A 21,220-nucleotide genomic window follows, 5' to 3' on the forward strand; every position below is an offset into this window, starting at 1 on the left:
TCTACAAAAAGAAAACCCGCCTGCACGGCGGGTTTTCTGTTTTGGAGCCATTGATTCCGTCAGGACATATGCGCCAGAACAGCCAACAGCAGAAGAGCCACGATATTGGTGATCTTGATGGCCGGATTGACCGCAGGACCGGCCGTATCCTTGTAGGGATCGCCAACGGTATCGCCGGTCACCGACGCTTTGTGCGCTTCCGATCCTTTCAGGTGCTTCACACCATCGGCATCTGTAAACCCGTCTTCGAAGCTCTTCTTGGCATTATCCCACGCACCGCCGCCGGAGGTCATGGAAATCGCCACGAACAGGCCATTGATGATAACGCCGAGAAGCGATGCGCCGAGCGCCGCAAAGGCCGCGGCCTTCGAACCCGAGATGAGCAACACGCCGAAATAAACGACAATCGGCGCCAGCACAGGCAGGAGCGACGGGATGATCATTTCCCGGATGGCGGCCTTGGTCAGAAGATCGACAGCACGGGCATAATCGGGACGTTCCTTGCCCGTCATGATTCCCGGCTTTTCGCGGAACTGGCGGCGCACTTCCTGCACGACCGCGCTCCCGGCCCTACCCACCGCCGTCATTGCCATGCCGCTGAACAGATAGGGGATCAGACCGCCGAAGATCAGGCCAGCAACCACGTAAGGGTTTGAAAGATCGAAGGAGACTGGCCCCATATCCGCGAAATACGGATAAGTCTGTCCGTTGGCAGCGAAATAGGCCAAGTCGTTGGAATAAGCCGCGAACAGCACAAGCGCGCCCAGGCCCGCCGAACCGATGGCATAGCCCTTCGTGACGGCCTTGGTCGTATTGCCGACGGCATCGAGCGCATCGGTGGCTTTGCGGACCTCCGGGTCGAGGCCAGCCATTTCCGCGATGCCACCTGCATTGTCCGTGACCGGACCGAAGGCATCGAGCGCCACGATCATCCCTGCAATACCGAGCATGGCAGTAACGGCGATTGCCGTACCGAACAGGCCCGCAAGCTGATAGGTCGAAATAATGCCGCCAACAATCACGATTGCCGGCAGAGCCGTGGATTCAAGCGAAACCGCCAGCCCCTGAATGACATTCGTGCCATGGCCCGTGACGGAAGCCTGCGCGATGGAATTGACCGGGCGCTTGTTGGTGCCCGTATAATATTCCGTAATCACGACGATCAGACCGGTCACGATCAGGCCAATCAGCCCGCACATGAAGAGATTGGTGCCGGTAATGCTTTTGCCGGCCACAGTTCCGATTTCGCCCCAACCGATGGTCAACATGTTGGCGACGGCAAGACCAACAATGGAGAGCAGCCCTGTCGCGATCAGCCCCTTGTAGAGCGCACCCATGATGGAACCATCGACGCTGAGCTTGACGAAAAAAGTGCCCACGATCGACGTGATGACACAGGCACCACAGATCATCAGCGGATAGAGCATGACACTCGGCAGAACGTCCGACCCATTGAAGAAGATCGCACCAAGAACCATCGTCGCAACCACGGTAACAGCATAGGTCTCGAACAGGTCGGCGGCCATGCCTGCGCAATCACCGACATTGTCGCCGACATTGTCTGCAATAGTCGCAGGATTACGCGGATCATCCTCGGGAATACCGGCTTCCACCTTGCCCACCAGATCGCCGCCGACGTCGGCGCCCTTGGTGAAGATACCACCACCCAGACGTGCGAAGATCGAAATCAGCGAAGCGCCGAAACCGAGCGACACCAGCGCATCGATAACGGTGCGGTCCGAAGGCGAGTAGCCAAGCCAGACGGTGAGAATGAAATAATAGACGGAGACGCCAAGCAGCGCGAGCCCGGCCACCAGAAGGCCGGTAATGGCCCCGGACTTGAAAGCCAGTTCAAGCCCTCCGGCTAGGCTCAGCGAAGCTGCCTGCGCGGTGCGCACATTGGCGCGAACCGACACGTGCATTCCGATGAAGCCGGTGACACCAGACAGAACTGCGCCGATCAGGAAGCCGATTGCGGCGCTGATCGACAACAGATACCAGGCTGCCAGAAAGACCACGACGCCGACGATGGCAATCGTTGAATATTGTCTTGTGAGATAGGCTGAGGCACCCTCGCGGATGGCTTCAGCGATTTCCTGCATGCGCTGTGTCCCCTGATCGGCCGCAAGAACCGAGCGGATCGCCCATATGGCGAAGAGAACGGAAAGCACACCGCAGGCAATGACGAGAACTAAGACTGCCACTCCCATTTGCATAAAGGCCAACTCCCATTGAGTTTGCGCTGGCTACCGTCAGACCGCGAGCTGCGATTGTCGGCAGGCACATGCGCAGGATAGGCCCGAAAACCCCTCCCCGGACCCGATTGAGCGGCATGGAAGTGCCTGAAGCCAATACAAGATACCGGGCTTCATCGGTATATTCACGTCTGGAACTTACGCCTTGGAATCAATCAATTGGCGCGATTCCTTGTATTTCAGCATTCTCAATGCCGCACGCCCAACATGCGAAACGGTTTAACAAACGTCAAGTCGTTCTTTGCCAGCGCACAATGAAAGAAGGGCTGCGATTTCTCACAGCCCTTCTTTCGTATTTGTTGTTGCTTAAATCTGATCAGCGCGGCTTCACGCCGCGGCTCTCGCCACGAATGACAAATGCGAGGCGATCAAGCACAGCGTTGACCAGCTTCGGCTCGTCTTCCGTGTAGAAAGCCTTGGCGATATCGACATATTCGGACACGATCACAGCCGTTGGCACGTCCTTACGTGTCTGCAATTCCCAAGCGCCAGCACGCAGGATGGCGCGCAGCGTCGAATCGAGACGCGACAGCGGCCAGTCTTCCGTCAGCGCCTGATGAATCAACGGATCGAGCTTCAACTGTTCATCGACGACACCGGCCACAATCGCGCGGAACCATTGCGGATCGGCATCGAGATATTGCGTGCCGTCCACTTCCTTGCCGAGACGGAAAGCTTCGTACTCAGCCACCACTTCCAGAACCCCCGTCCCGGCAACATCCATCTGATAAAGTGCCTGAACTGCAGCAAGACGGGCAACGCCGCGCTTGTTCGCCGTGCGTGGAAGATTGGGGGTCGGGCGGCCTTCGGTAGAAGAAGTCATGGTAATCAGACTCCGAACTTCTTGCGCAGATCGATCATGGTCAGCGCAGCACGGGCAGCAAAACCGCCTTTGTCCTTGTCTTCGCGGCGGGCGCGAACCCATGCCTGCTCTTCGTTCTCGACCGTCAGAATGCCGTTGCCGATTGCGATGCTTTCCTCGACCGAGAGATCGGTGAGAGCGCGGCAGGATTCATTGGATACTATATCGAAGTGATAGGTTTCACCACGGATAACCGTGCCGAGCGCGACAAATCCGTCATATTCTTTGCCGCCATTCTCTTCGCCATCGAGAGCAAACGAGATAACCGCCGGAACTTCAAGCGCACCGGGAACCGTCACGACGTCGTAGGTTGCCCCTGCCTCATCCAAGGCTGCCTTTGCGCCATCCAGAAGCGCGTCGGCGAGATCATCGTAGAAACGCGCTTCAACAATAAGCAAATGCGGCGCATGCGCCTCGTGCTTGGACATGAGAGACTCCATGACAAATTTTGCGGACCGCAACGATTGCGGTCAACGCTTAAAATCGGGATATGCTTTTACAGCCTGGGAATTTAGGCTGTAAGCCTATTTCTGATATTGCGCAAGCCTTGCTGCGTAACGTGCCAACTGGTCGATCTCGATATTCACCTTGTCACCTGCTTTCCGCTCGCCCCAAGTCGTGACTTCCAGCGAATGGCGGATCAAAAGCACATCGAACTCGCTTCCATTCACGCCGTTGACCGTCAGCGAGGTTCCGTCGAGGGCAACCGAACCCTTCTGGGCGATGAATGGTGCCAGTTCTTCCGGCGCGCGCAGAGTGAAGCGCACTGCGTCACCCTCATCCTTGCGTTCGATGATTTCAGCCTGTCCGTCGACATGGCCCGAAACGAGGTGGCCGCCCATTTCATCACCGAGTTTCAGCGAGCGCTCCAGATTGATATTCCGTCCGCTCTGCCAATTGGAGATCGTGGTCAGGCGCAGAGCCTCTTCCCATGCCTCGACTTCGAACCAGCGGGCATTCGTGCCTTTTTCCGGAAGTGCCACTACCGTGAGACACACACCGGAACAGGCAATCGATGCGCCAAGCTCGATCGTTTCGGGATCATAGGCGGTTTCGATACGCAGAAGAACGCCTTCATTCAGCGGCTTGATCCGGTCAACCTTGCCGATATCGGTAATAATGCCTGTAAACATCAAGTCTTCCTTACATATTCCGCATAGGCATCGTCACCATAGCGAGCCTGCCTCAGAATTTTGAATTCGTCTGCGATATGGGTTTCAAGCCCTTCCACGGCAACCCCGTGTTCGCCGCCGATTTCAACCGGCGAGCGGAAGATAGCAAGCCGATCTACCAATCCCTCGTCCATAAAGCTTTTCGCAACACCTGCTCCGCCCTCAACGAGAACCGATGAAATACCCTGCGCCGCAAGATCATCCATCAGTTCAGGCAAGGCGATGCGGCAGTCGTGTGCTTCTGTTGCGAGAATGCGGCAACCAGCGGCCTTCAATTCATACCGCCGTTCCGGCGATGCCTCTTCACCGCAGGCGACCCACAAGGGCTGCGCATCGGTCGTCTGCACGAGCTTCGAGGAAAGCGGCAGGCGCAATCCGCTGTCGAGCACCACACGAACGGGCGAGCGCTGTTCCAAACCCGGCAGGCGACAGTTCAACACAGGATCGTCGGCCAGCGCTGTTTCAATACCAATCAGGATCACATCGGTTTGCGCTCGCAGAATATGCGACTGCGCACGCGCGATCGGCCCCGTTATCGCAACCTGCCCCTCACCCCGGCGACCGATCATGCCATCGGAGGAAAGCGCAAGTTTCAGAATCACTTCCGGGCGTTTCTTTGCAGAACGATTCAGATAACCGGCAAGATCGTCAGCAGCCTGTTCGGCGAGAATGCCCGGCACGACCTCAATCCCTGCCTCGCGCAGTATGGCAAAACCTTTTCCGCTGACACGCTCATCCGGATCTGTCGCGGCAACCACGACACGTGCCACCCCTGACCGCACCAGCGCTTCCGCACAGGGCGGCGTGCGTCCGTGATGTGCGCATGGCTCCAGCGTCACATAAGCCGTCGCGCCACGAGCGGCCTCTCCCGCATCAGCCAGTGCCTGCGGCTCGGCATGGGGTCTGCCGCCAATTGCGGTTACACCGCATCCGACGATAATACCGTCCTTGACGAGAATCGTTCCAACGGACGGATTGGTGCCTGTCAGCCCTTTATGACGCCGCGCATGACGGATCGTCGCGTCCATGAAGCGAACATCATCCGGAGTTGCGTTTGAATGCGGAAACTTGCTGCCACTCATTCTTAAGCGTCCAGATCGTCCTCGGTTTCAGCAACGGTTAGTTCATCAATGACGTTATGGAAATCGACGGCCTTGCTGAAATTGCGATAGACCGATGCGAAGCGGATATAGGCAATATCGTCGATGCCTTTCAGCGCATCCATTGCCAGCCGTCCTATTTCATCGGATGTCACCTCCGCCTCGCCCGAGCTTTCAAGCTGACGGACAATGCCGGAAATGGCGCGTTCGACCCGGTCGCTATCGACTTCGCGTTTGCGCAGCGCCACCTCGATGGACCGCGTGAGCTTGTCACGATCGAAGGGGACCCGACGCCCGCTTTTCTTCACGACCATCAGGTCGCGCAACTGCACGCGCTCAAAGGTCGTGAAACGACCGCCGCACACCGAACAGACACGGCGCCTGCGAATGACCGCGCCGTCTTCCGCAGGGCGGGAATCCTTCACTTGCGTATCTTCAGACTGGCAATAGGGACAACGCATGGAACTCTTTCGATTTCAATATCGGCAATTTCAATATCGGCAGCTTCAATGCTGGCAACTTTGCACTGGCGACGAACTGCTCATATGTGGGGTTACCCCCGCCAAAAACTCAAGAGCTGTACCACCGGCAACCGATTCCCGGCAATCATAGCCCATAAGCGGCAACCTACCTACCAGATGCGACAATGAAAAAGCCCCGCTCAACAGAGTTGAAACGGGGCTTCATCTTGATCATGGAAACGGGTTTAGCCCTGATAGTCGTACATCGGGAAACGGGCGGTCAAGGTCATGACCTTTTCCTTCACGGCCTGTTCGACAGCAGCATTGCCTTCGTCGGAATTGGCAACCTTGAGGCCGTCGAGCACTTCGGCGATCAGCGAACCGATTTCCTTGAATTCAGCAGCGCCGAAACCGCGGGTCGTGCCTGCAGGCGTACCGAGACGAACGCCCGACGTGACGAACGGCTTTTCAGGATCGAACGGAATACCATTCTTGTTGCAGGTGATGTTGGCGCGGCCGAGAGCGGCTTCCGCACGCTTGCCCGTTGCGTTCTTCGGACGCAGATCAACCAGCATCAGATGGTTGTCGGTACCGCCGGAAACGATATCGAGGCCATTCGACTTCAGTTCTTCGGCAAGCGCGCGCGCATTGTCGACGACGTTCTTGGCATAGAGCTTGAATTCAGGCTTCAGCGCTTCACCGAAGGCAACCGCCTTGGCGGCAATGACGTGCATCAGCGGGCCGCCCTGAAGACCTGGGAAAACAGCCGAATTGAACTTCTTCGCCAGGTCGGCATCATTGGTGAGGATCATGCCGCCGCGTGGACCGCGAAGCGACTTGTGCGTCGTGGTCGTGCAGACATGGGCATGCGGAACCGGCGAAGGATGAACGCCACCGGCAACCAGACCGGCGATATGCGCCATATCGACCATGAGATAGGCACCGACTTCGTCAGCGATCTCGCGGAAGCGCTTCCAATCCCAGACGCGCGAATAGGCCGTGCCTCCTGCGAGGATGAGCTTCGGCTTGTTCTCACGTGCAAGGCGGGCAACTTCGTCCATGTCGAGCAGATGGTCGTCCTTGCGAACGCCATAGGACACGACATTGAACCACTTGCCAGACATGTTGACCGGCGACCCGTGCGTCAGGTGACCGCCCGAATTGAGGTCGAGGCCCATGAACGTATCGCCCGGCTGAAGCAGAGCGAGGAACACGGCCTGGTTCATCTGGCTGCCGGAGTTCGGCTGAACATTTGCGAATTCGCAGCCGAAGAGCTTCTTGGCGCGTTCGATGGCCAGTTCTTCCACGACGTCCACATACTGGCAGCCGCCGTAATAGCGCTTGCCCGGATAGCCTTCGGCATATTTGTTGGTGAGGATGGAACCCTGTGCTTCCAAAACAGCGCGCGAAACGATGTTTTCCGAGGCGATCAGCTCGATTTCATGGCGCTGACGACCGAGTTCGTTGCGGATTGCACCGAAAATCTCGGAATCGATGTCCTCGAGGCTTGCATTGAAGAAAACGTCGGAAGACGCATTCTTGGCGGCGGCGTTGGCTTGAGACATGTTTCACACCCTCCGGGTTAGCCGGTAAAAGCTATATGGATGAGGCGCATTATCACACTTGAACGCACAAGGCCAATGGTCGCAAAGCGAAAAGCTTATTCCAAAATGCGGCAAACCGATTTGATAATTAAACGGAGACGAAAAAGCCGCCCGAAAAGCTTTCGGACGGCTTCGAAAACTCAAACTTAGGATGAGAATCAGGTGTCGGTGCCGAGTGCGAGTTCGGTCGCACCGTCCATCTTGTAGATGTCGTCGCGGAACTGCACCACGCCATCGCCAGTGGACCAGGCGGAAATGTAGACAAAGTGCAACGGAACCGGATCGGCAAGCTGGATCGGGGTGTTGGTGCCGGATTTGATCGTGCTTTCGATGTTCTGACGATCCCAGCCCGCAGTGTTCTTCAACAGCCATACATCAAGATCGCGCACATTCTGGACGCGAACGCAGCCCGACGAGTCGAAGCGCATGAGCTTGTTGAAATAGCTCTTCTGCGGCGTGTCGTGCATATAGACCGCGTGCTGGTTGTGGAAGTTGATCTTGGTCGAGGACATGGCGTTGATCTTGCCTGGGTCCTGACGGAACATCAGCTTCACCGCATCGTCCGTATTCCAGTCAATGCTTTCCGGTGCCACTTCCTGGCCGGACTGGTCGTAGAGGCGGATCTTGTTCTTCGCCAGATATTGCGGGTCTTTCCGCATCAGCGGAATGATGTCCTTCTGGATGATCGACTTCGGCGCGGTCCAGTAAGGATTGAGAATGACTTCGTGAATCTTCGAATTGAGGATCGGCGTCTGACGATCGATTTTGCCGACAACCGCCGTGTGGCGCTGCACGACGCTGCCGCCTTCAACGGCCTCAATGCGCGCGGCCGGGATGTTGACCATCACGAAACGCTGTTCCTGCAGCCCCTGATTGGCCAGAGGCGAAAGGCGCTGCAGGTTGGTCTGAAGCTGTCCGAGGCGCGTATTGGCGTCCACATTCATGGCCGCATAGGTAAACTGCCCCATGACGCCGTCGGCTGGCAGGCCATGACGGGACTGGAAGCGCTTCACGGCAGCATCGACATAGGTGTCGAAGGAGCTGGAAAGTCCCGCTTCCTGCGGCAGATCGCCGGAGATTATGAGACGCTTGCGCAGCGCCTGTACGGACGGATCGGTGACGCCGATCTGGAGCTTTGCATTACCCGGAACGCTCGGCCAGCCGCCGCGACCGGCGATATCGGTATATTGCGCGATAGCGGTCTGGAGATTGCCAACCGTCTGCGGGCTCAATACCGGCTGGTTGGTTGCAACCCGCTGGCCACCTGTCGCACGGGCGTCGAACTGGTCAGCCCAGTTGCCGCGGCGCGGTGCTGCGATGACATCGGTCAGAGCTTGCTGGGCGTAAGCCGAGGAAACCATGGCGGAGGCTGCCACGGAAAGGCCGGCGGTTGCCGCACCGCGCAGGAAGCGGCGACGATCGGCCCTGAAAGCATCGGCTGGTCTGTCGGTCTTGGTCATTTTGCTTAGTCCCAAAAGGCTAACCGCTCGCGCGGGATCTTCCCAGAGAATATCAGCAATAGGTCAACAAGGCGATAACCGGATTGCAAGCAACGCAAAGCTGCTCGCTTATCCGAAATTCGATTTCGAGCCCATTCCTGACTGAAGGTGGCACAATATTGCCCGTGCCATTCTAAAACGCTTATGTCGTTTTTTATGGCTTAATCATGTCGCGGGGCCTGAATTTCAAGCCATGCGCCTTACGATTGGGAGCTTCATAGCGCCTTATTCATCTCAATGGCAGCCTGTTGTGACAGTTCTGCAACAAGGCAGACAGCCAGCAACACTCGGTTTATTTAGAGCCGATAAGCGATGCTGTCGTTCCAGAAGCGGTCAAGACGCTGCAGCGACTTGTTCATTGCCGTGAATTCGTTAACCTGGATGCCGCCGACCTGCTCAATCGAGGAGATATGACGTTCGTAGAGCGAGGCCACCTGATCGGCGATCTCATTGCCCTGGTCCGTCAGGCTGACGCGTACCGAGCGACGGTCAACGCGCGAGCGCTGATGATGAATGAAGCCCATCTCGACAAGTTTCTTCAGATTGTACGAAACGTTGGAGCCGAGATAGTAACCGCGCGAGCGCAGTTCACCGGCAGTCAGTTCCGAATTGCCGATATTGAACAGCAGAAGAGCCTGCGTCGCATTGATATCGCTCTGGCCGTTACGGTCGAACTCGTCCTTGACGACGTCGAGCAGGCGGCGATGCAGGCGCTCGACGAGCTGGAGTGCTTCCAGATAAAGCGAGCGAAGTGCAGTTTCCGGTGTCGTGAGCGGAGCGGATACGTCCGTCTTGCGCTGTGCGTTGATCATTTCTTTTGCCTCTCTGCCGGAGCCGCATTCCATGAAACCATGATGCAGCTCTCTGTCCTGTTTTATTCGGTGTATTGTTTCTCACCGTGTCTGGAGAGGAATTTAGGGGAGATGCATAAAATTCGACTTAAAAGTCAGCCTTAACAGTAACTTACCGGCGAGATTGGCTATTCAGGCTTAATGTTTGCTTACTCCGTGCCATTTTCAGTGCCTGATCAGGAAGCCCTATTCCAGCGCAAAAATGCCTGTTTTCCGGGTGTTCCCAAGGTCGCCACATTAAACTTTCGTCATTTGAGAAGTGTCTCGATAGCAGCTAGATATTGGCCACCAACAATCCATTGGAGGGACCATGGCGCTTCGTCTTGCACAGTATTTTGTGGTCGGCGGACTGTTAAGCTTTACCGGCTTTACGAATTTCGCTCACGCTGAACCGGTTACCACAGCTCCGCAACTGACCATGTATAAAGACCCCTATTGTGGCTGCTGCGAGGGCTGGGCGGAACATATGAAAGCCGCTGGCTTCAATGTCACTGTGAAGGTCGAGGAAGCGATGGATACCGTAAAGGCAAAGTATGGCATCGGTGCCAATCTTGCCTCATGCCACACAGCAGTCGTGGACGGATATGTCATCGAGGGACATGTTCCAGCCGGTGCGGTCAAGCGGCTGCTGGCTGAACGTCCGCAGGCCACGGGACTGACCGCGCCCGGTATGCCGATGGGATCGCCGGGCATGGAAATGCCGGGCAGCAAAGCCGATACCTATGATGTCCTGCTTTTCAAAGGCCAGATGACGAAGCCATTTGCCCGCTATGAAGGAACACAAGCGCTATAAAAGCTAGATCGGCAGGCTCGCGCGGGCTTGCCGTCTCTTCTCGAAGAAGAGCAGAATACGAAAAGCGATGAAAATGACGATGCAGGCCGCGTTGAAACCAACTGTCAGCGGCTTGTATTCGAAATGCCGGGAAAAAACGGAATAGATGGCGATTTCGCCGAGTGCCGCCACGAACCACAGCACAGGCCCCCACGGCGCGCGCATCCACAGCCCGGTCGCGGCAACAGGCATCAGAACCGCCAGAGCAACAACGGCTGTCTGCCAGGGCCACGGCATCAAATCGAAACGCCAAAGAAGCCCCGGGTGAATACCGATCAGCCTGACCCAGTAGAAAACGCCGCTGGCCAGCGCCACAAGAGCGAGTATCCGAACGAACCATGTGAAGGCCCATTCTGTTCCGCTCGGCTGGGTATGCTGGCGCAGCTCGTTCATATGCATCAAAAGGTCAGTTCCTTGTCACCCAGATTTGCAAAATAGGCATTGACCTGTTCGGGCTTCACTTCATCGAGCGTTGCCGGTTTCCACGCTGGTGCACCATCCTTGTCTATAAGCAGTGCGCGAACGCCTTCATAGAAATCGTGCCCTTCCAGCATCCGGTTGGCAATGCGGTATTCCATGCGCATGCAATCATCGAGATCGAGCGGGCGACCGTCGGCAATCTGGCGGAAAGTTACCGCGACGCTGGTTGGCGAACGGGTGGCGATCACCTTCACGATGTCCATCGCAGCCTTGCTGCCCGCTTCGGTTTCTTTTTCCAGTGCAGCCATGCAATCGGCAAACGTTGCGCCGGAAAAGCAATCTGCAATGATCTGCCGCGTTTCAACGGATGTTTCAAAATCAGGATACTGGCTGCGTGTCAGCGCCGCATCAATGTCGGCGGTCGCAATGATGTCGTCCCGTAAATCATGCAGATCACTTGCAGCTACAGCATGGGTTGCAATCCCGCTCTGCAGGCAGTCGCCCCAGCGGATGCGATTACCGGTCAGTGCCAGATAGTATCCGAAATTGTCATGCAGATGCGGCAGGAACGCACTGCCACCCACATCGGGGAAGAAGCCAATGCCGGTTTCCGGCATGGCAAACATGGTGTTTTCCGTCACGATGCGGTGCGAACCGTGAACGGAAATGCCCGCGCCGCCCCCCATGACAATTCCATTGATCAGGGAGATATACGGCTTCGGATAACGGCCAATGCGCGCATTGAGCCTGTATTCGTCACGGAAGAACTCATAGGCGGGCTCTCCGGCCTGACCAGCCTTGAAAGCGGCAACCACATCACCGCCGGCGCAGAATGCGCGCCCTTCGCCTTCGAGAATCACGCAAGCCACCTCAGGATCGTCTTCCCAAGCCTGCAAAGCGCGATCCAGCGCCAGAATCATATTATGCGTGAGCGCATTGAGGGCTTCAGTCCGCGTAAGCTTCACAAGCCCCGCTTTTCCCTTGCGTTCAAAGCTGATTTCGCTGCCGCCGCCGAAGTCAATCTGCATATCCTGTCTCCCGTTCCATCAAATGGGTAGAAAGTGAGACGCCCCGCGTCAATCCTGCACAGGTCAATGTTCTTGGTTTAACCACTTTTCCCATGATAAACGGTGCGCATCCGGTGCCAGCCTTGAGATTTCATATTCCAAGGCATCAATTCTCGGGAATAGCTTCATGACCGACCGCCAGTCCAAATATTTGCCCGCCAATATCAGTCAGCATGTCGATGACGTCACCGGCAGCAGACGTCTGCGTCGCATGCGCAAGGCCGACTGGTCGCGCAGGCTGGTGCAGGAAACCCGGCTGACGGTCGATGACCTCATCCTGCCTTTCTTCCTGACCTATGGAACCGGCGTTGCGGAACCTGTCGAAGCAATGCCCGGTGTCGAACGCTATTCTGTCGATATGGCTGTTCGCATGGCGGAAAAGGCCGCCAAGCTTGGCATTCCTGCCATTGCCCCCTTCCCCCGCGAAAAACTGGAAGTGAAAACCGAGGATGGCGCCTTCGTCGCCAGCCCGGACAACCTGATCAATCGTGCCGTGCGCGCAATCAAGAAGGAAGTGCCGGAAATCGGGATCATTACCGATGCGGCGCTCGATCCCTTCACCACGCATGGCCATGACGGCATCTTGCGAAACGGCGAGATCGTCAACGACGAATCGGTCGCCATGGTGGTTCGCGGTGCTCTTTCGCAGGCTGAAGCCGGTGCGGATATCATCGCGCCGTCCGATATGATGGACGGTCGTGTCGGCGCTGTGCGTCAGGCGCTGGACGAACATGGGTTCTGCCACCTGCCTATCATGTCCTATGCCACCAAATTCGCGTCGGCCTTCTATGGTCCGTATCGCGATGCCATCGGCACGCAGGGACTGCTCAAAGGCGATAAGAAGACTTATTATCTCGACCCGGCCAATCCGGAAGAAGCCGTGCGCGAAGCCGAGCAGGATATTGCCGAAGGTGCGGATATGCTGATGGTCAAGCCGGGCCTGCCCTATCTCGACATCATCCATCGCCTGAAGCGCGAGTTCCGCCTGCCCACCTATGCCTATCAGGTGTCGGGCGAATACGCGATGATCAAGGCCGCCGGGATCAATGGCTGGATCGACGAAGAAAAGGTAATGATGGAAAGCCTTCTGGCGTTCAAGCGCGCCGGTTGCGACGGAATTCTTACTTACTTCGCAATGGAAGTGGCTGAAAAGCTTAAGCAACAGGGTTAAGCTGCCAGCCCGTCGGCGGGAAATCATCATATTTCCTTGAAACCGCCGATTTTGGTTCCCATGTTGATGACTGTTCCGCTGAGGTAGCGGAACAGCGCCGGTTGTCACACTCCCCCGGACGCTTCCTTGGAAACGACTGGAAGGAAAAATGTCCGACCATATTCTGCACGGCGAAGTCATGGGTCCGCGTTATGAAAGCCGCGCATTCTTTGAAGGCGTGCGTACGCGCCGCATTATGGCTTTTCTTATCGATTATCTGATTGTCTTTCTGCTCTGCATCCCTGCAGCAATCGTCATTGCAATCCTCGGCATCATTACGCTGAGCCTCGGCTGGATGCTCTATGGCATCATGTTTCCCATGGTGGCGCTGTTTTATGTAGCGCGCACGCTGGGCGGACCGCAGCAGGCCACCAAGGGCATGCAGATGATGAACATCAAGCTCGTACGACTTGAAGGCGGCACGGTCGATCCGATGCTCGCAATCGTTCACACGGTTCTGTTCTGGGGTCTCAATGTGGTGCTGACGCCGCTGATCCTGCTTGCAACGCTGGTTCTCGACCGCAAGCGCACCGTGCACGACCTCCTGCTCGGCACGGCGGTGATCCGTTCGGATCGCTGAACCGATAGAGTTGAAGACGCATCGTGTTTTGCGAAAATCGATTCCGATTTTCGGGCTGATGCTTCAGATCAAAAAAAATCAGAGCCGGCTGCGCAAAATGCCTATTGACGTTTTGTGCCGTCGGCTCAATCCTTAGAGATAGTATCGTGATGGTTTCGGTATTACCATTTCGTGGATATTGAATGACCCATCAACCGCAACAGTCTCCGCAGTTCTTTCTGACAGCTCCGTCGCCCTGTCCTTATCTCGAAGGTCAGATGGAGCGAAAAGTCTTTACGCATCTGGTCGGCGACAAAGCGAACGAGATCAACGATCTCCTGACCCAAGGCGGTTTCCGTCGTTCCCAGAACATTGCCTACCGCCCGGCCTGTGAATTGTGCAGAGCCTGCATATCCGTTCGCATCCTCACCGGTGAGTTCAAGATGACGCGCAACATGCGCCGCGTCTGGACGCAGAACAGTGACCTGATCGGGCGCGTGCACAAGGCACAGCCCAGCACCGAACAATATGCACTTTTTCGCGATTATCTCGACGCGCGCCATCGTTCCGGCGGCATGTCGGACATGACTGTCCTCGACTATGCGATGATGATCGAGGATACGCATGTGAACACGCAGATCATCGAATATCGCAAGCGCGGTCCGGAAAGCTTCATCAGCGCCAAAGGCGACGGCGAGCTGATCGCCGTAGCGCTCACCGACGTGATGGCCGACGGCCTGTCGATGGTTTATTCATTCTTCTCACCGCATATGCATGACCGGTCGCTTGGGACCTACATGATCCTGGATCATATCCAGCGCGCCCATGCTGCAGGTCTGCCACACGTCTATCTCGGCTATTGGGTCGAGGGATCACGCAAGATGCAGTATAAAATCCGGTTTACGCCGCAGGAGCATCTTGGCCCCCGCGGCTGGCAGCGGTTTGAGGGTTAGGGCGCAATTTCAGGCGACAGCTTTTGCCACCATATCGGGGTGTTGTCCGATTACACGAACATAAGCGATAGCGAAATCAGGTGCGGTCACACGCGCCTGTTCCCAATCGCGCAATGTACCGACAGGAACCCGGAAACGATTGGCAAATTCGGATTGTGACAAGCCAAGTCCCATTCTTGTCTTGCGGATCAAGCGGGCACGCTGGCCGCGGTCCAACGCTTCGACCGTCACGTCAAAGTCTTCGGCATCGTTCGGATCAGCAGGTAGCGTGATATGCTCTTTCTTCACCCTTGTTGCTCCTTCTCACCGAAATGAAGCGGGCCAGATCACCTCGCCAGACGAATACGCCGGTGAACAACTTTTCCTCAACGAGACCGATCACCTTGAAACGTTCTTCTCCATCAATCTCTCGTATGGACGGAACGATCAGATGATTGTCGTCCTCAAAGAGGTGGCAACCAAACGATAGCGGCAAGTTGTGCTTTTCACGATTAACCGCGTCCTTGACGGGATCAAAACTATCCTCCGTCATGCCGCATAATACGGGATTTCCGTATAGCTTGCAAGGCTCCGCATTTGCTTACTATCGCATCTGCGGAAACTCATGTTTAAAACTTGCCCGAACGCGGGAAGCCCTTTGGCACCAGACGTCCGGCAGAAGCGCGCGCGCCGATCCACTCGACAAGCTCTTCCTTACTGCGATTGAAGGTGCGCTCCGCCGAATCCTGCCAGGAAAGCCCTTCGGCAATTGCAAAGGTGCGGACGTCGGATACACCGCCATCCTTGTACTTTTGCAGGCGCACGCCCTTGCCGCGTGTCATTTCCGGAATATCGGAAAGCGGGAAGACCACCATCTTGCGGTTCTCGCCGACGACAGCGATATGATCGCCGGAAACACGCTGGCACAGCTTCGCCTCGTCCGGAGCCTTGACGTTCATCACCTGCTTGCCCTTGCGGGTGTTGGCGGCCGCCTCATTCTCGGAAACGATGAAACCGTTACCTTCGTGGCTGACCAACAGCAGTTTCGCGGATGGATCGTGCACAAAGGCCGTCAGAATATCCTGATCGTTCTCCATATCGACAAGGATGCGGATCGGCTCGCCATGACCGCGACCACCCGGAAGCGTATTCGCGCCGATGGTGAAGAACTTGCCGCCCGTCGTGAAGAACAGAAGCTTGTCCGTCGTCTCGGCATGGAAAGCGAGCTTGAGCTTGTCGCCTTCCTTGAAGGCAAGCGTCGAGAAGTCGGCCAGATGCCCCTTCATGGCTCGCAGCCAGCCCTTTTCCGAAACCACGATGGTGACCGGCTCGCGCTCAATCATCGCCTGATGAATGTCCTCAAGATCATGGGTGGGCGCATCGGCAAAAGTGCTGCGGCGTTTGCCCAGCTTGGTCGTTGGGCCAAATTTCTCGCGGACAGATTTGATTTCAGCGCTGATCTTCTTCCACTGGCGTGTGCCGGAAGCGAGCAAGCCTTCCAGCTCAGACTTCTCGGCGCTCAAGCCGTCAAATTCTTTACGGATTTCAAACTCTTCAAGCTTGCGCAAGGAACGCAGGCGCATGTTGAGAATGGCTTCGGCCTGATTATCTGTCAGCTCGAAAGTCCGCATCAGTTCCTGCTTCGGCTCATCCTCTTCACGGATGATGCGGATGACTTCATCGAGATTGAGATAGGCTTTCAGAAAACCACCAAGGATTTCCAGTCGCTTCTCGATTTCTGCCAGACGGTATTCAGAACGGCGAACAAGCACTTCCTTGCGATGGTCGAGCCACTCACGCAGAACTGAACCCAGTGAAAGGACGTTCGGCACCTTGCCATGCGACAGCACGTTCATGTTGAGTGAAACGCGGTTTTCAAGCTCTGTCAGCTTGAATAGCGATTCCATCAGCAATTCCGGATCGACCGTCCGGTTTTTGGGCTCCAGAACGATCCGAATGTCTTCCGCCGACTCGTCACGAATGTCATCGAGCAATGGCAGCTTCTTTGCCAGCAGCAGTTCGGCAATCTTTTCGATCAGACGCGATTTCTGCACCTGATAGGGAATTTCGGTGATAACGATCACCCAGGTGCCGCGATTGCCCTCTTCCTTCTCCCAGCGGGCACGAACGCGAAATGCGCCGCGCCCCGTGCGATAGGCGTCGAGGATATTGCCATGCTCTTCGACAAGGATACCGCCCGTCGGGAAATCCGGGCCACGCACCTTGCACTTCAACAGAGCAGCCGGATCGGTCTCGGCTTCACGCTTCAGCTCTTCCCATTGTTCCGGCGAGGTAACCAGTTCCTCCACCGGCGCGTCGGGATGATTGATGAGATAGAGTGCCGACGAGCAAAGCTCCGCAACATTATGCGGCGGAATATTGGTCGCCATGCCGACTGCGATACCTGCCGAACCGTTTGCAAGCAGGTTCGGGAAGGCGCCCGGAAGAACGATCGGCTCCTCGTCCTCTTCATTATAGGTCGGACGGAAATCGATGGCGTTTTCGTTGATGCCTTCCAGCAGCAGCGTCGCCACTTCCGTCATGCGCGCTTCGGTATAACGCATGGCGGCAGCGTTATCGCCGTCGATATTGCCGAAATTGCCCTGCCCGTCCACGAGCGGATAACGCACCGCGAAGTCCTGCGCCAGACGCACCAGCGCATCATAGATCGACGCATCGCCATGCGGATGGAACTTACCCATCACGTCGCCGACAATACGGGCACATTTTGCATAGGCCTGATCGGGATTGAGGCGCAGCAGGCGCATGGCGTGCATGATGCGGCGATGCACCGGCTTCAAGCCGTCGCGCACGTCCGGCAGCGCGCGATGCATGATCGTCGACAGCGCATAAGCGAGGTAACGTTCCTCGAGAGCCGATTTGAGATCGACCCGTTCGATGTGTTCTTCGCCGTCATCCGGCGGAATCAGACTTTTTCCCATGTCTCTCAGTACCAACTGCGCGATTCGCCAGCAAGAGTTCAGGAGAACCAATCCAGTACATTCGTGTGTAATAGTCGCAATCCTGCCGCCATTTGCGTCCTATAGAGCTATCAGGGGTGAATTTCCCCGGCTGCAATCGCAGGCTGAGTAAATCATGTTGTTATTGCGCATGATTTCCGCCTATGAATGCCGCGCTAAATTAGAGATCAGGCAGGAGCTTCGAATGCAGGTTTTCGTCAATATCAAGCCAGCGGCACGTGTTTTGGCCGCCGGTACAGCGCTTTCGCTGATTTTTGGCAGCGCGGCCATGGCAGCCGACGCCAATGCAGTCGCCGAGCGTATCAAGGCACTTTATGCAAAGCAGGGTGGCGAACTGAGCTTCGCCAATGTCCAGGCGAACGGCTCCGACATCGTGCTCCAGGGCACCAAGATCAAGCTGCCGACGATCGGTGAAAAAGAAACGGCGCTCGGTGACGTTACGCTCCAGAACGTTCAGGATGCACCGGACGGCGGCTACAGCATCGAACAGGTCACCGTACCTGACCTCGCCTTTGCCGGACAGGAAGACAAGAACGACAAGGCCGAGCTCAAGGGCCTTGCGATGCAGAACGTCCATATCCCGTCGGAAACAGCCAAAGGCCCCCTCGACAGCATGGTCATGTATGACAAGCTGAAGATCGACGAAATCCAGTTCGGCACGCCCGGCACGGATGGCGCCACGGTGAAGGGTTTCGACCTGTCGCTCGACACCTCCAACAAGGCCGAGAAGATCGGCTATGTCTGGACCATCGCCAATATCGACGCGACCTTTGAAAAGGGCGGCAAGAACCCGCTTGCACCGCTCGACATGAACACCTTCAACGGTTCGCTGAACTCCAAGGGCAGTTGGTCGCCAGCTTCGGGTGACACATCGCTGGACCAGTTGGAGCTTCAGGCAGAGGAACTCGGCAAGATCAACATCACCGGCAGCCTCGGTGGGTATGATCTGGCTTTCCTCGAAGCCGTCCAGAAGACGCAGGAAAACATGAGCAAGGCCGATGCAGACAAGGATGCTGCGGGTCTTGCAATTCTGGGCCTGGCTGAACAGCTCAACCTGAAGAACCTGTCGATCCGCTTCGACAACGAAACCCTGACCCAGAAGCTTCTTGATTATTACGGCAAGCAGCAGGGCGCCGATGGCGAGCAGCTTGGCCAGCAGATGAAGATGATGGTTCCGCTGATGGCGACACAGTTGAAGAACCCGGAATTTGCCCAGCAGCTCAAGGCAGCATCCGACAAGTTCTTCGACGATCCGAAGTCGCTGACCATCAGCGCATCGCCGGACCAACCGGTGACCTTCGCTTCCATTGTTGCCACCGCATCGCTGGACCCGACGAAGATCATCCAGCTTCTGAAAGTCAGCGTCGACGCTAATAATTAAAACCAAAAAGCCCGGTGAGAAAACTCATCGGGCTTATTGTTGCCTAATAAAAAAACCCGGCTCAAGGCCGGGTTTTTGCTTTTCATAGAGGTCGCTTAGCTCTTCTGTACCGGAGCCAGACGGATATGCAGGTCACGCAGTTGCGCGGGCGACACATCCGAAGGCGCATTCATCAGAAGATCGAGCGCCTGCTGGTTCATCGGGAACAGCGAGATTTCGCGCAGGTTCTTCGCGCCGACCAGAAGCATGATGACGCGGTCAATACCGGCAGCCATGCCGCCATGCGGAGGTGCACCGTACTGGAACGCACGATAGAGACCACCGAAACGCTCTTCCACGTCTTGCTGGCTCAGGCCGACCTTTTCAAAGGCCTTGACCATGACATCCGGCAACTGGTTACGGATCGAACCGGAAGCAATTTCGAAACCGTTGCAGACGAGATCGTACTGGTAAGCCTTGAGCGACAGCGGATCCTGCGTTTCCAGTGCCTCCATGCCACCTTGCGGCATCGAGAACGGATTGTGCGCAAAGTCGAGCTTCTTGTTGTCCTCGTCCCATTCGTAGAACGGGAAGTCGATGATCCAGGCCAGTTCGAAGCGGTCGCGATCGACGAGGTTCAGTTCTTCACCGGCGCGCGTGCGGGCATCGCCTGCGAACTTGTAGAACTTGGACGGCAGACCGGCAACGAAGAAGCAGGCATCGCCATCTTCAAGACCCATTTGCGTGCGGATCGCTTCTGTGCGTTCTTCACCGATATTCTTGGCAATCGGGCCTGCGCCCTCAAGCTTGTCGCCTTCCTTGCGCCAGAAGATATAGCCGAGACCCGGCTGCCCTTCACCCTGCGCCCAGGAATTCATGCGGTCGCAGAATGCGCGGCTGCCGCCGGTCTTGGCCGGAATAGCCCAGACTTCGACCTTTGGATCGTTGGCGATCATGTTCGCGAAGACCTTGAAGCCGGAACCGGCAAAGTGATCGGTCACAGCCTGCATTTCAATCGGGTTGCGCAGGTCTGGCTTGTCCGAACCATAGGTGCGGATCGCATCGTCATAGGCGATACGGCGGAAGGTCTGCGTCACCGGTTTGCCTTCGGCAAACTCTTCAAAGATGCCGCGCATGACCGGTTCCATCGTTTCCCATACTTCTTCCTGGGTCACGAAGCTCATTTCAAGGTCGAGCTGGTAGAACTCACCCGGCAGGCGATCTGCACGCGGGTCTTCATCGCGGAAGCAAGGTGCAATCTGGAAGTAGCGGTCGAAACCGGCAACCATCAGAAGCTGCTTGTACTGCTGCGGCGCCTGCGGCAGCGCGTAGAACTTGCCCTCGTGAATACGGCTTGGCACGAGGAAGTCGCGTGCGCCTTCCGGCGACGAAGCCGTCAGGATCGGCGTGCTGAACTCATTGAAACCGATCTCGGTCATGCGGCGACGCATCGCCGCGATGATCTTCGTGCGGCTCATGATGTTCTTGTGCAGCGTTTCGCGGCGCAGATCGAGGAAGCGATACTTCAGGCGGATATCTTCCGGATAATCCGGCTCGCCGAATACAGGCAGCGGCAATTCCTTGGCGGCTGCGAGCACTTCGATCTCGGTCGCGAAGATTTCCACTTCGCCGGTCGGCAGATTCGTATTGACCGCATCGCCTGCGCGGGCCTTCACTTCACCATCGACACGAATAACCCATTCGCCGCGAACGGTTTCGGCGACCTTGAAGGCGGGCGAATCGGGATCGGCCACGATCTGGGTAATGCCGTAATGATCGCGAAGATCGATGAAGAGAATGCCGCCATGGTCACGGACGCGGTGAACCCATCCGGAAAGGCGAACGTTAGAACCAACGTCCGTCTTGCGAAGGGCTGCGCAGGTATGGCTGCGGTAACGGTGCATGATTTCTGCCTTTGGAATAATAAGTCAGGACTACCTGACGAAACGCTTTAAATTCTCGCGGAAAAGCGCATTTTGACCGGGTTTTGTCAAGTCTGCACTCCCTACGGGGTTTGGTGTTAAACCACCTTGACGTAAAGTGTCGACAAAAAAC

Annotated in this window: 20 protein-coding genes; 5 read left to right on the plus strand and 15 right to left on the minus strand. The window is 56.5% G+C overall.

The annotated features are described in order from the left end of the window. Positions 1-59: 59 nt before the first annotated feature. The 9 genes from ACYSN1_RS02945 to ldtR all read right to left on the minus strand — a co-directional run bounded on the left by ACYSN1_RS02945 (position 60) and on the right by ldtR (position 9,765). A complete protein-coding gene (locus ACYSN1_RS02945) occupies positions 60-2,216 on the minus strand; it encodes a sodium-translocating pyrophosphatase (RefSeq protein WP_461724319.1) in 2,157 nt (718 codons plus the stop codon). 355 nt (positions 2,217-2,571) lie between these two features. Continuing rightward, the gene (gene nusB / locus ACYSN1_RS02950; RefSeq protein WP_461724320.1) at positions 2,572-3,078 is read right to left on the minus strand and encodes a transcription antitermination factor NusB; all 507 of its coding nucleotides are present in this window, start codon (positions 3,076-3,078) and stop codon (positions 2,572-2,574) included. A 5-nt stretch (positions 3,079-3,083) separates the two neighbouring features. Continuing rightward, complete coding sequence (locus ACYSN1_RS02955; RefSeq protein ID WP_105541496.1) at positions 3,084-3,545, minus strand: 6,7-dimethyl-8-ribityllumazine synthase; 462 nt, start codon at positions 3,543-3,545, stop codon at positions 3,084-3,086. Between the two features lie 96 nt (positions 3,546-3,641). Beyond that, positions 3,642-4,250 (minus strand): riboflavin synthase, encoded by a 609-nt coding sequence (locus ACYSN1_RS02960; protein WP_461724321.1) that lies wholly within the window; start codon positions 4,248-4,250, stop codon positions 3,642-3,644. Further along, a complete protein-coding gene (gene ribD, locus ACYSN1_RS02965; RefSeq protein ID WP_461724322.1) occupies positions 4,250-5,371 on the minus strand; it encodes a bifunctional diaminohydroxyphosphoribosylaminopyrimidine deaminase/5-amino-6-(5-phosphoribosylamino)uracil reductase RibD in 1,122 nt (373 codons plus the stop codon). Before ribD ends, ACYSN1_RS02960 begins: the two co-directional genes overlap by 1 nt. Positions 5,372-5,373: 2 nt before the next feature. Next, positions 5,374-5,850: a transcriptional regulator NrdR gene (gene nrdR, locus ACYSN1_RS02970; protein WP_140019774.1), complete on the minus strand. Its 477-nt coding sequence runs from the start codon at positions 5,848-5,850 to the stop codon at positions 5,374-5,376. Positions 5,851-6,095: 245 nt separating this feature from the next. Next, positions 6,096-7,415 carry a serine hydroxymethyltransferase gene (gene glyA / locus ACYSN1_RS02975; RefSeq protein WP_109988403.1) on the minus strand — a complete coding sequence of 440 codons (1,320 nt, stop codon included), beginning with the start codon at positions 7,413-7,415 and terminating at the stop codon, positions 6,096-6,098. 197 nt (positions 7,416-7,612) lie between these two features. After that, entirely contained in the window at positions 7,613-8,914 is a 1,302-nt protein-coding gene (locus ACYSN1_RS02980) for a L,D-transpeptidase family protein (RefSeq protein WP_461724323.1), read from the minus strand. A gap of 335 nt (positions 8,915-9,249) precedes the next feature. Further along, positions 9,250-9,765, minus strand: coding sequence for a transcriptional regulator LdtR (ldtR, locus tag ACYSN1_RS02985; protein ID WP_461724324.1), 516 nt, complete (start codon positions 9,763-9,765; stop codon positions 9,250-9,252). A gap of 349 nt (positions 9,766-10,114) precedes the next feature. Here ldtR and ACYSN1_RS02990 point away from each other — a divergent pair, with 349 nt between their 5' ends. Next, positions 10,115-10,597, plus strand: a complete 483-nt coding sequence (locus ACYSN1_RS02990) for a DUF411 domain-containing protein (RefSeq protein WP_461724325.1) — start codon at positions 10,115-10,117, stop codon at positions 10,595-10,597. Positions 10,598-10,600: 3 nt separating this feature from the next. Here the strand turns inward: ACYSN1_RS02990 and ACYSN1_RS02995 are convergent, their stop codons facing one another. Both ACYSN1_RS02995 and ACYSN1_RS03000 read right to left on the minus strand, forming a co-directional pair. Further along, on the minus strand, positions 10,601-11,035 hold the full coding sequence (locus ACYSN1_RS02995; protein ID WP_461724326.1) for a DUF6163 family protein: 435 nt from the start codon (positions 11,033-11,035) through the stop codon (positions 10,601-10,603). Further along, entirely contained in the window at positions 11,035-12,084 is a 1,050-nt protein-coding gene (locus ACYSN1_RS03000; protein ID WP_461724327.1) for an enoyl-CoA hydratase/isomerase family protein, read from the minus strand. The genes ACYSN1_RS02995 and ACYSN1_RS03000 overlap by 1 nt, the downstream gene beginning before the upstream one ends. A gap of 166 nt (positions 12,085-12,250) precedes the next feature. On the opposite strand from ACYSN1_RS03000, the gene hemB reads away from it, so the two are divergent. From hemB to ACYSN1_RS03015, 3 genes are all read left to right on the plus strand, one after another. Continuing rightward, positions 12,251-13,294: a porphobilinogen synthase gene (gene hemB, locus ACYSN1_RS03005; protein ID WP_461724328.1), complete on the plus strand. Its 1,044-nt coding sequence runs from the start codon at positions 12,251-12,253 to the stop codon at positions 13,292-13,294. A 148-nt stretch (positions 13,295-13,442) separates the two neighbouring features. Continuing rightward, entirely contained in the window at positions 13,443-13,913 is a 471-nt protein-coding gene (locus tag ACYSN1_RS03010) for an RDD family protein (RefSeq protein ID WP_006472776.1), read from the plus strand. A gap of 182 nt (positions 13,914-14,095) precedes the next feature. Next, positions 14,096-14,845, plus strand: a complete 750-nt coding sequence (locus ACYSN1_RS03015; RefSeq protein ID WP_140019784.1) for an arginyltransferase — start codon at positions 14,096-14,098, stop codon at positions 14,843-14,845. 9 nt (positions 14,846-14,854) lie between these two features. Here the strand turns inward: ACYSN1_RS03015 and ACYSN1_RS03020 are convergent, their stop codons facing one another. The 3 genes from ACYSN1_RS03020 to ACYSN1_RS03030 form a co-directional block, all read right to left on the minus strand. After that, the gene (locus ACYSN1_RS03020; protein ID WP_461724329.1) at positions 14,855-15,133 is read right to left on the minus strand and encodes a helix-turn-helix domain-containing protein; all 279 of its coding nucleotides are present in this window, start codon (positions 15,131-15,133) and stop codon (positions 14,855-14,857) included. Further along, positions 15,102-15,377, minus strand: a complete 276-nt coding sequence (locus tag ACYSN1_RS03025; protein ID WP_461724330.1) for a BrnT family toxin — start codon at positions 15,375-15,377, stop codon at positions 15,102-15,104. The genes ACYSN1_RS03020 and ACYSN1_RS03025 overlap by 32 nt, the downstream gene beginning before the upstream one ends. Positions 15,378-15,453: 76 nt before the next feature. Further along, on the minus strand, positions 15,454-17,766 hold the full coding sequence (locus ACYSN1_RS03030) for a DNA topoisomerase IV subunit A (protein WP_461724331.1): 2,313 nt from the start codon (positions 17,764-17,766) through the stop codon (positions 15,454-15,456). Positions 17,767-17,989: 223 nt separating this feature from the next. Here ACYSN1_RS03030 and ACYSN1_RS03035 point away from each other — a divergent pair, with 223 nt between their 5' ends. Beyond that, the gene (locus ACYSN1_RS03035; protein ID WP_461724332.1) at positions 17,990-19,186 is read left to right on the plus strand and encodes a YdgA family protein; all 1,197 of its coding nucleotides are present in this window, start codon (positions 17,990-17,992) and stop codon (positions 19,184-19,186) included. A 95-nt stretch (positions 19,187-19,281) separates the two neighbouring features. Here ACYSN1_RS03035 and aspS read toward each other — a convergent pair whose 3' ends face one another. Continuing rightward, positions 19,282-21,069: an aspartate--tRNA ligase gene (gene aspS / locus ACYSN1_RS03040; RefSeq protein WP_461724333.1), complete on the minus strand. Its 1,788-nt coding sequence runs from the start codon at positions 21,067-21,069 to the stop codon at positions 19,282-19,284. Positions 21,070-21,220 lie beyond the last annotated feature (151 nt).

This window comes from Brucella sp. LJL56, assembly GCF_054871705.1.

Bases quoted from the DNA above. Each gene is read 5' to 3' on its own strand.
- ACYSN1_RS02990 (WP_461724325.1), top strand. From the start codon at position 10,115: ATGGCGCTTCGTCTTGCACAGTATTTTGTGGTCGGCGGACTGTTAAGC.
- ACYSN1_RS03010 (WP_006472776.1), top strand. From the start codon at position 13,443: ATGTCCGACCATATTCTGCACGGCGAAGTCATGGGTCCGCGTTATGAA.
- ribD (WP_461724322.1), bottom strand. From the start codon at position 5,371: ATGAGTGGCAGCAAGTTTCCGCATTCAAACGCAACTCCGGATGATGTT.
- ACYSN1_RS02955 (WP_105541496.1), bottom strand. From the start codon at position 3,545: ATGTCCAAGCACGAGGCGCATGCGCCGCATTTGCTTATTGTTGAAGCG.
- ACYSN1_RS03030 (WP_461724331.1), bottom strand. From the start codon at position 17,766: ATGGGAAAAAGTCTGATTCCGCCGGATGACGGCGAAGAACACATCGAA.
- ACYSN1_RS02945 (WP_461724319.1), bottom strand. From the start codon at position 2,216: ATGCAAATGGGAGTGGCAGTCTTAGTTCTCGTCATTGCCTGCGGTGTG.
- ACYSN1_RS02995 (WP_461724326.1), bottom strand. From the start codon at position 11,035: ATGCATATGAACGAGCTGCGCCAGCATACCCAGCCGAGCGGAACAGAA.
- aspS (WP_461724333.1), bottom strand. From the start codon at position 21,069: ATGCACCGTTACCGCAGCCATACCTGCGCAGCCCTTCGCAAGACGGAC.
- ACYSN1_RS03035 (WP_461724332.1), top strand. From the start codon at position 17,990: ATGCAGGTTTTCGTCAATATCAAGCCAGCGGCACGTGTTTTGGCCGCC.
- ldtR (WP_461724324.1), bottom strand. From the start codon at position 9,765: ATGATCAACGCACAGCGCAAGACGGACGTATCCGCTCCGCTCACGACA.
- ACYSN1_RS03025 (WP_461724330.1), bottom strand. From the start codon at position 15,377: ATGACGGAGGATAGTTTTGATCCCGTCAAGGACGCGGTTAATCGTGAA.
- ACYSN1_RS03000 (WP_461724327.1), bottom strand. From the start codon at position 12,084: ATGCAGATTGACTTCGGCGGCGGCAGCGAAATCAGCTTTGAACGCAAG.
- ACYSN1_RS02960 (WP_461724321.1), bottom strand. From the start codon at position 4,250: ATGTTTACAGGCATTATTACCGATATCGGCAAGGTTGACCGGATCAAG.
- hemB (WP_461724328.1), top strand. From the start codon at position 12,251: ATGACCGACCGCCAGTCCAAATATTTGCCCGCCAATATCAGTCAGCAT.
- nusB (WP_461724320.1), bottom strand. From the start codon at position 3,078: ATGACTTCTTCTACCGAAGGCCGCCCGACCCCCAATCTTCCACGCACG.
- nrdR (WP_140019774.1), bottom strand. From the start codon at position 5,850: ATGCGTTGTCCCTATTGCCAGTCTGAAGATACGCAAGTGAAGGATTCC.
- ACYSN1_RS02980 (WP_461724323.1), bottom strand. From the start codon at position 8,914: ATGACCAAGACCGACAGACCAGCCGATGCTTTCAGGGCCGATCGTCGC.
- glyA (WP_109988403.1), bottom strand. From the start codon at position 7,415: ATGTCTCAAGCCAACGCCGCCGCCAAGAATGCGTCTTCCGACGTTTTC.
- ACYSN1_RS03015 (WP_140019784.1), top strand. From the start codon at position 14,096: ATGACCCATCAACCGCAACAGTCTCCGCAGTTCTTTCTGACAGCTCCG.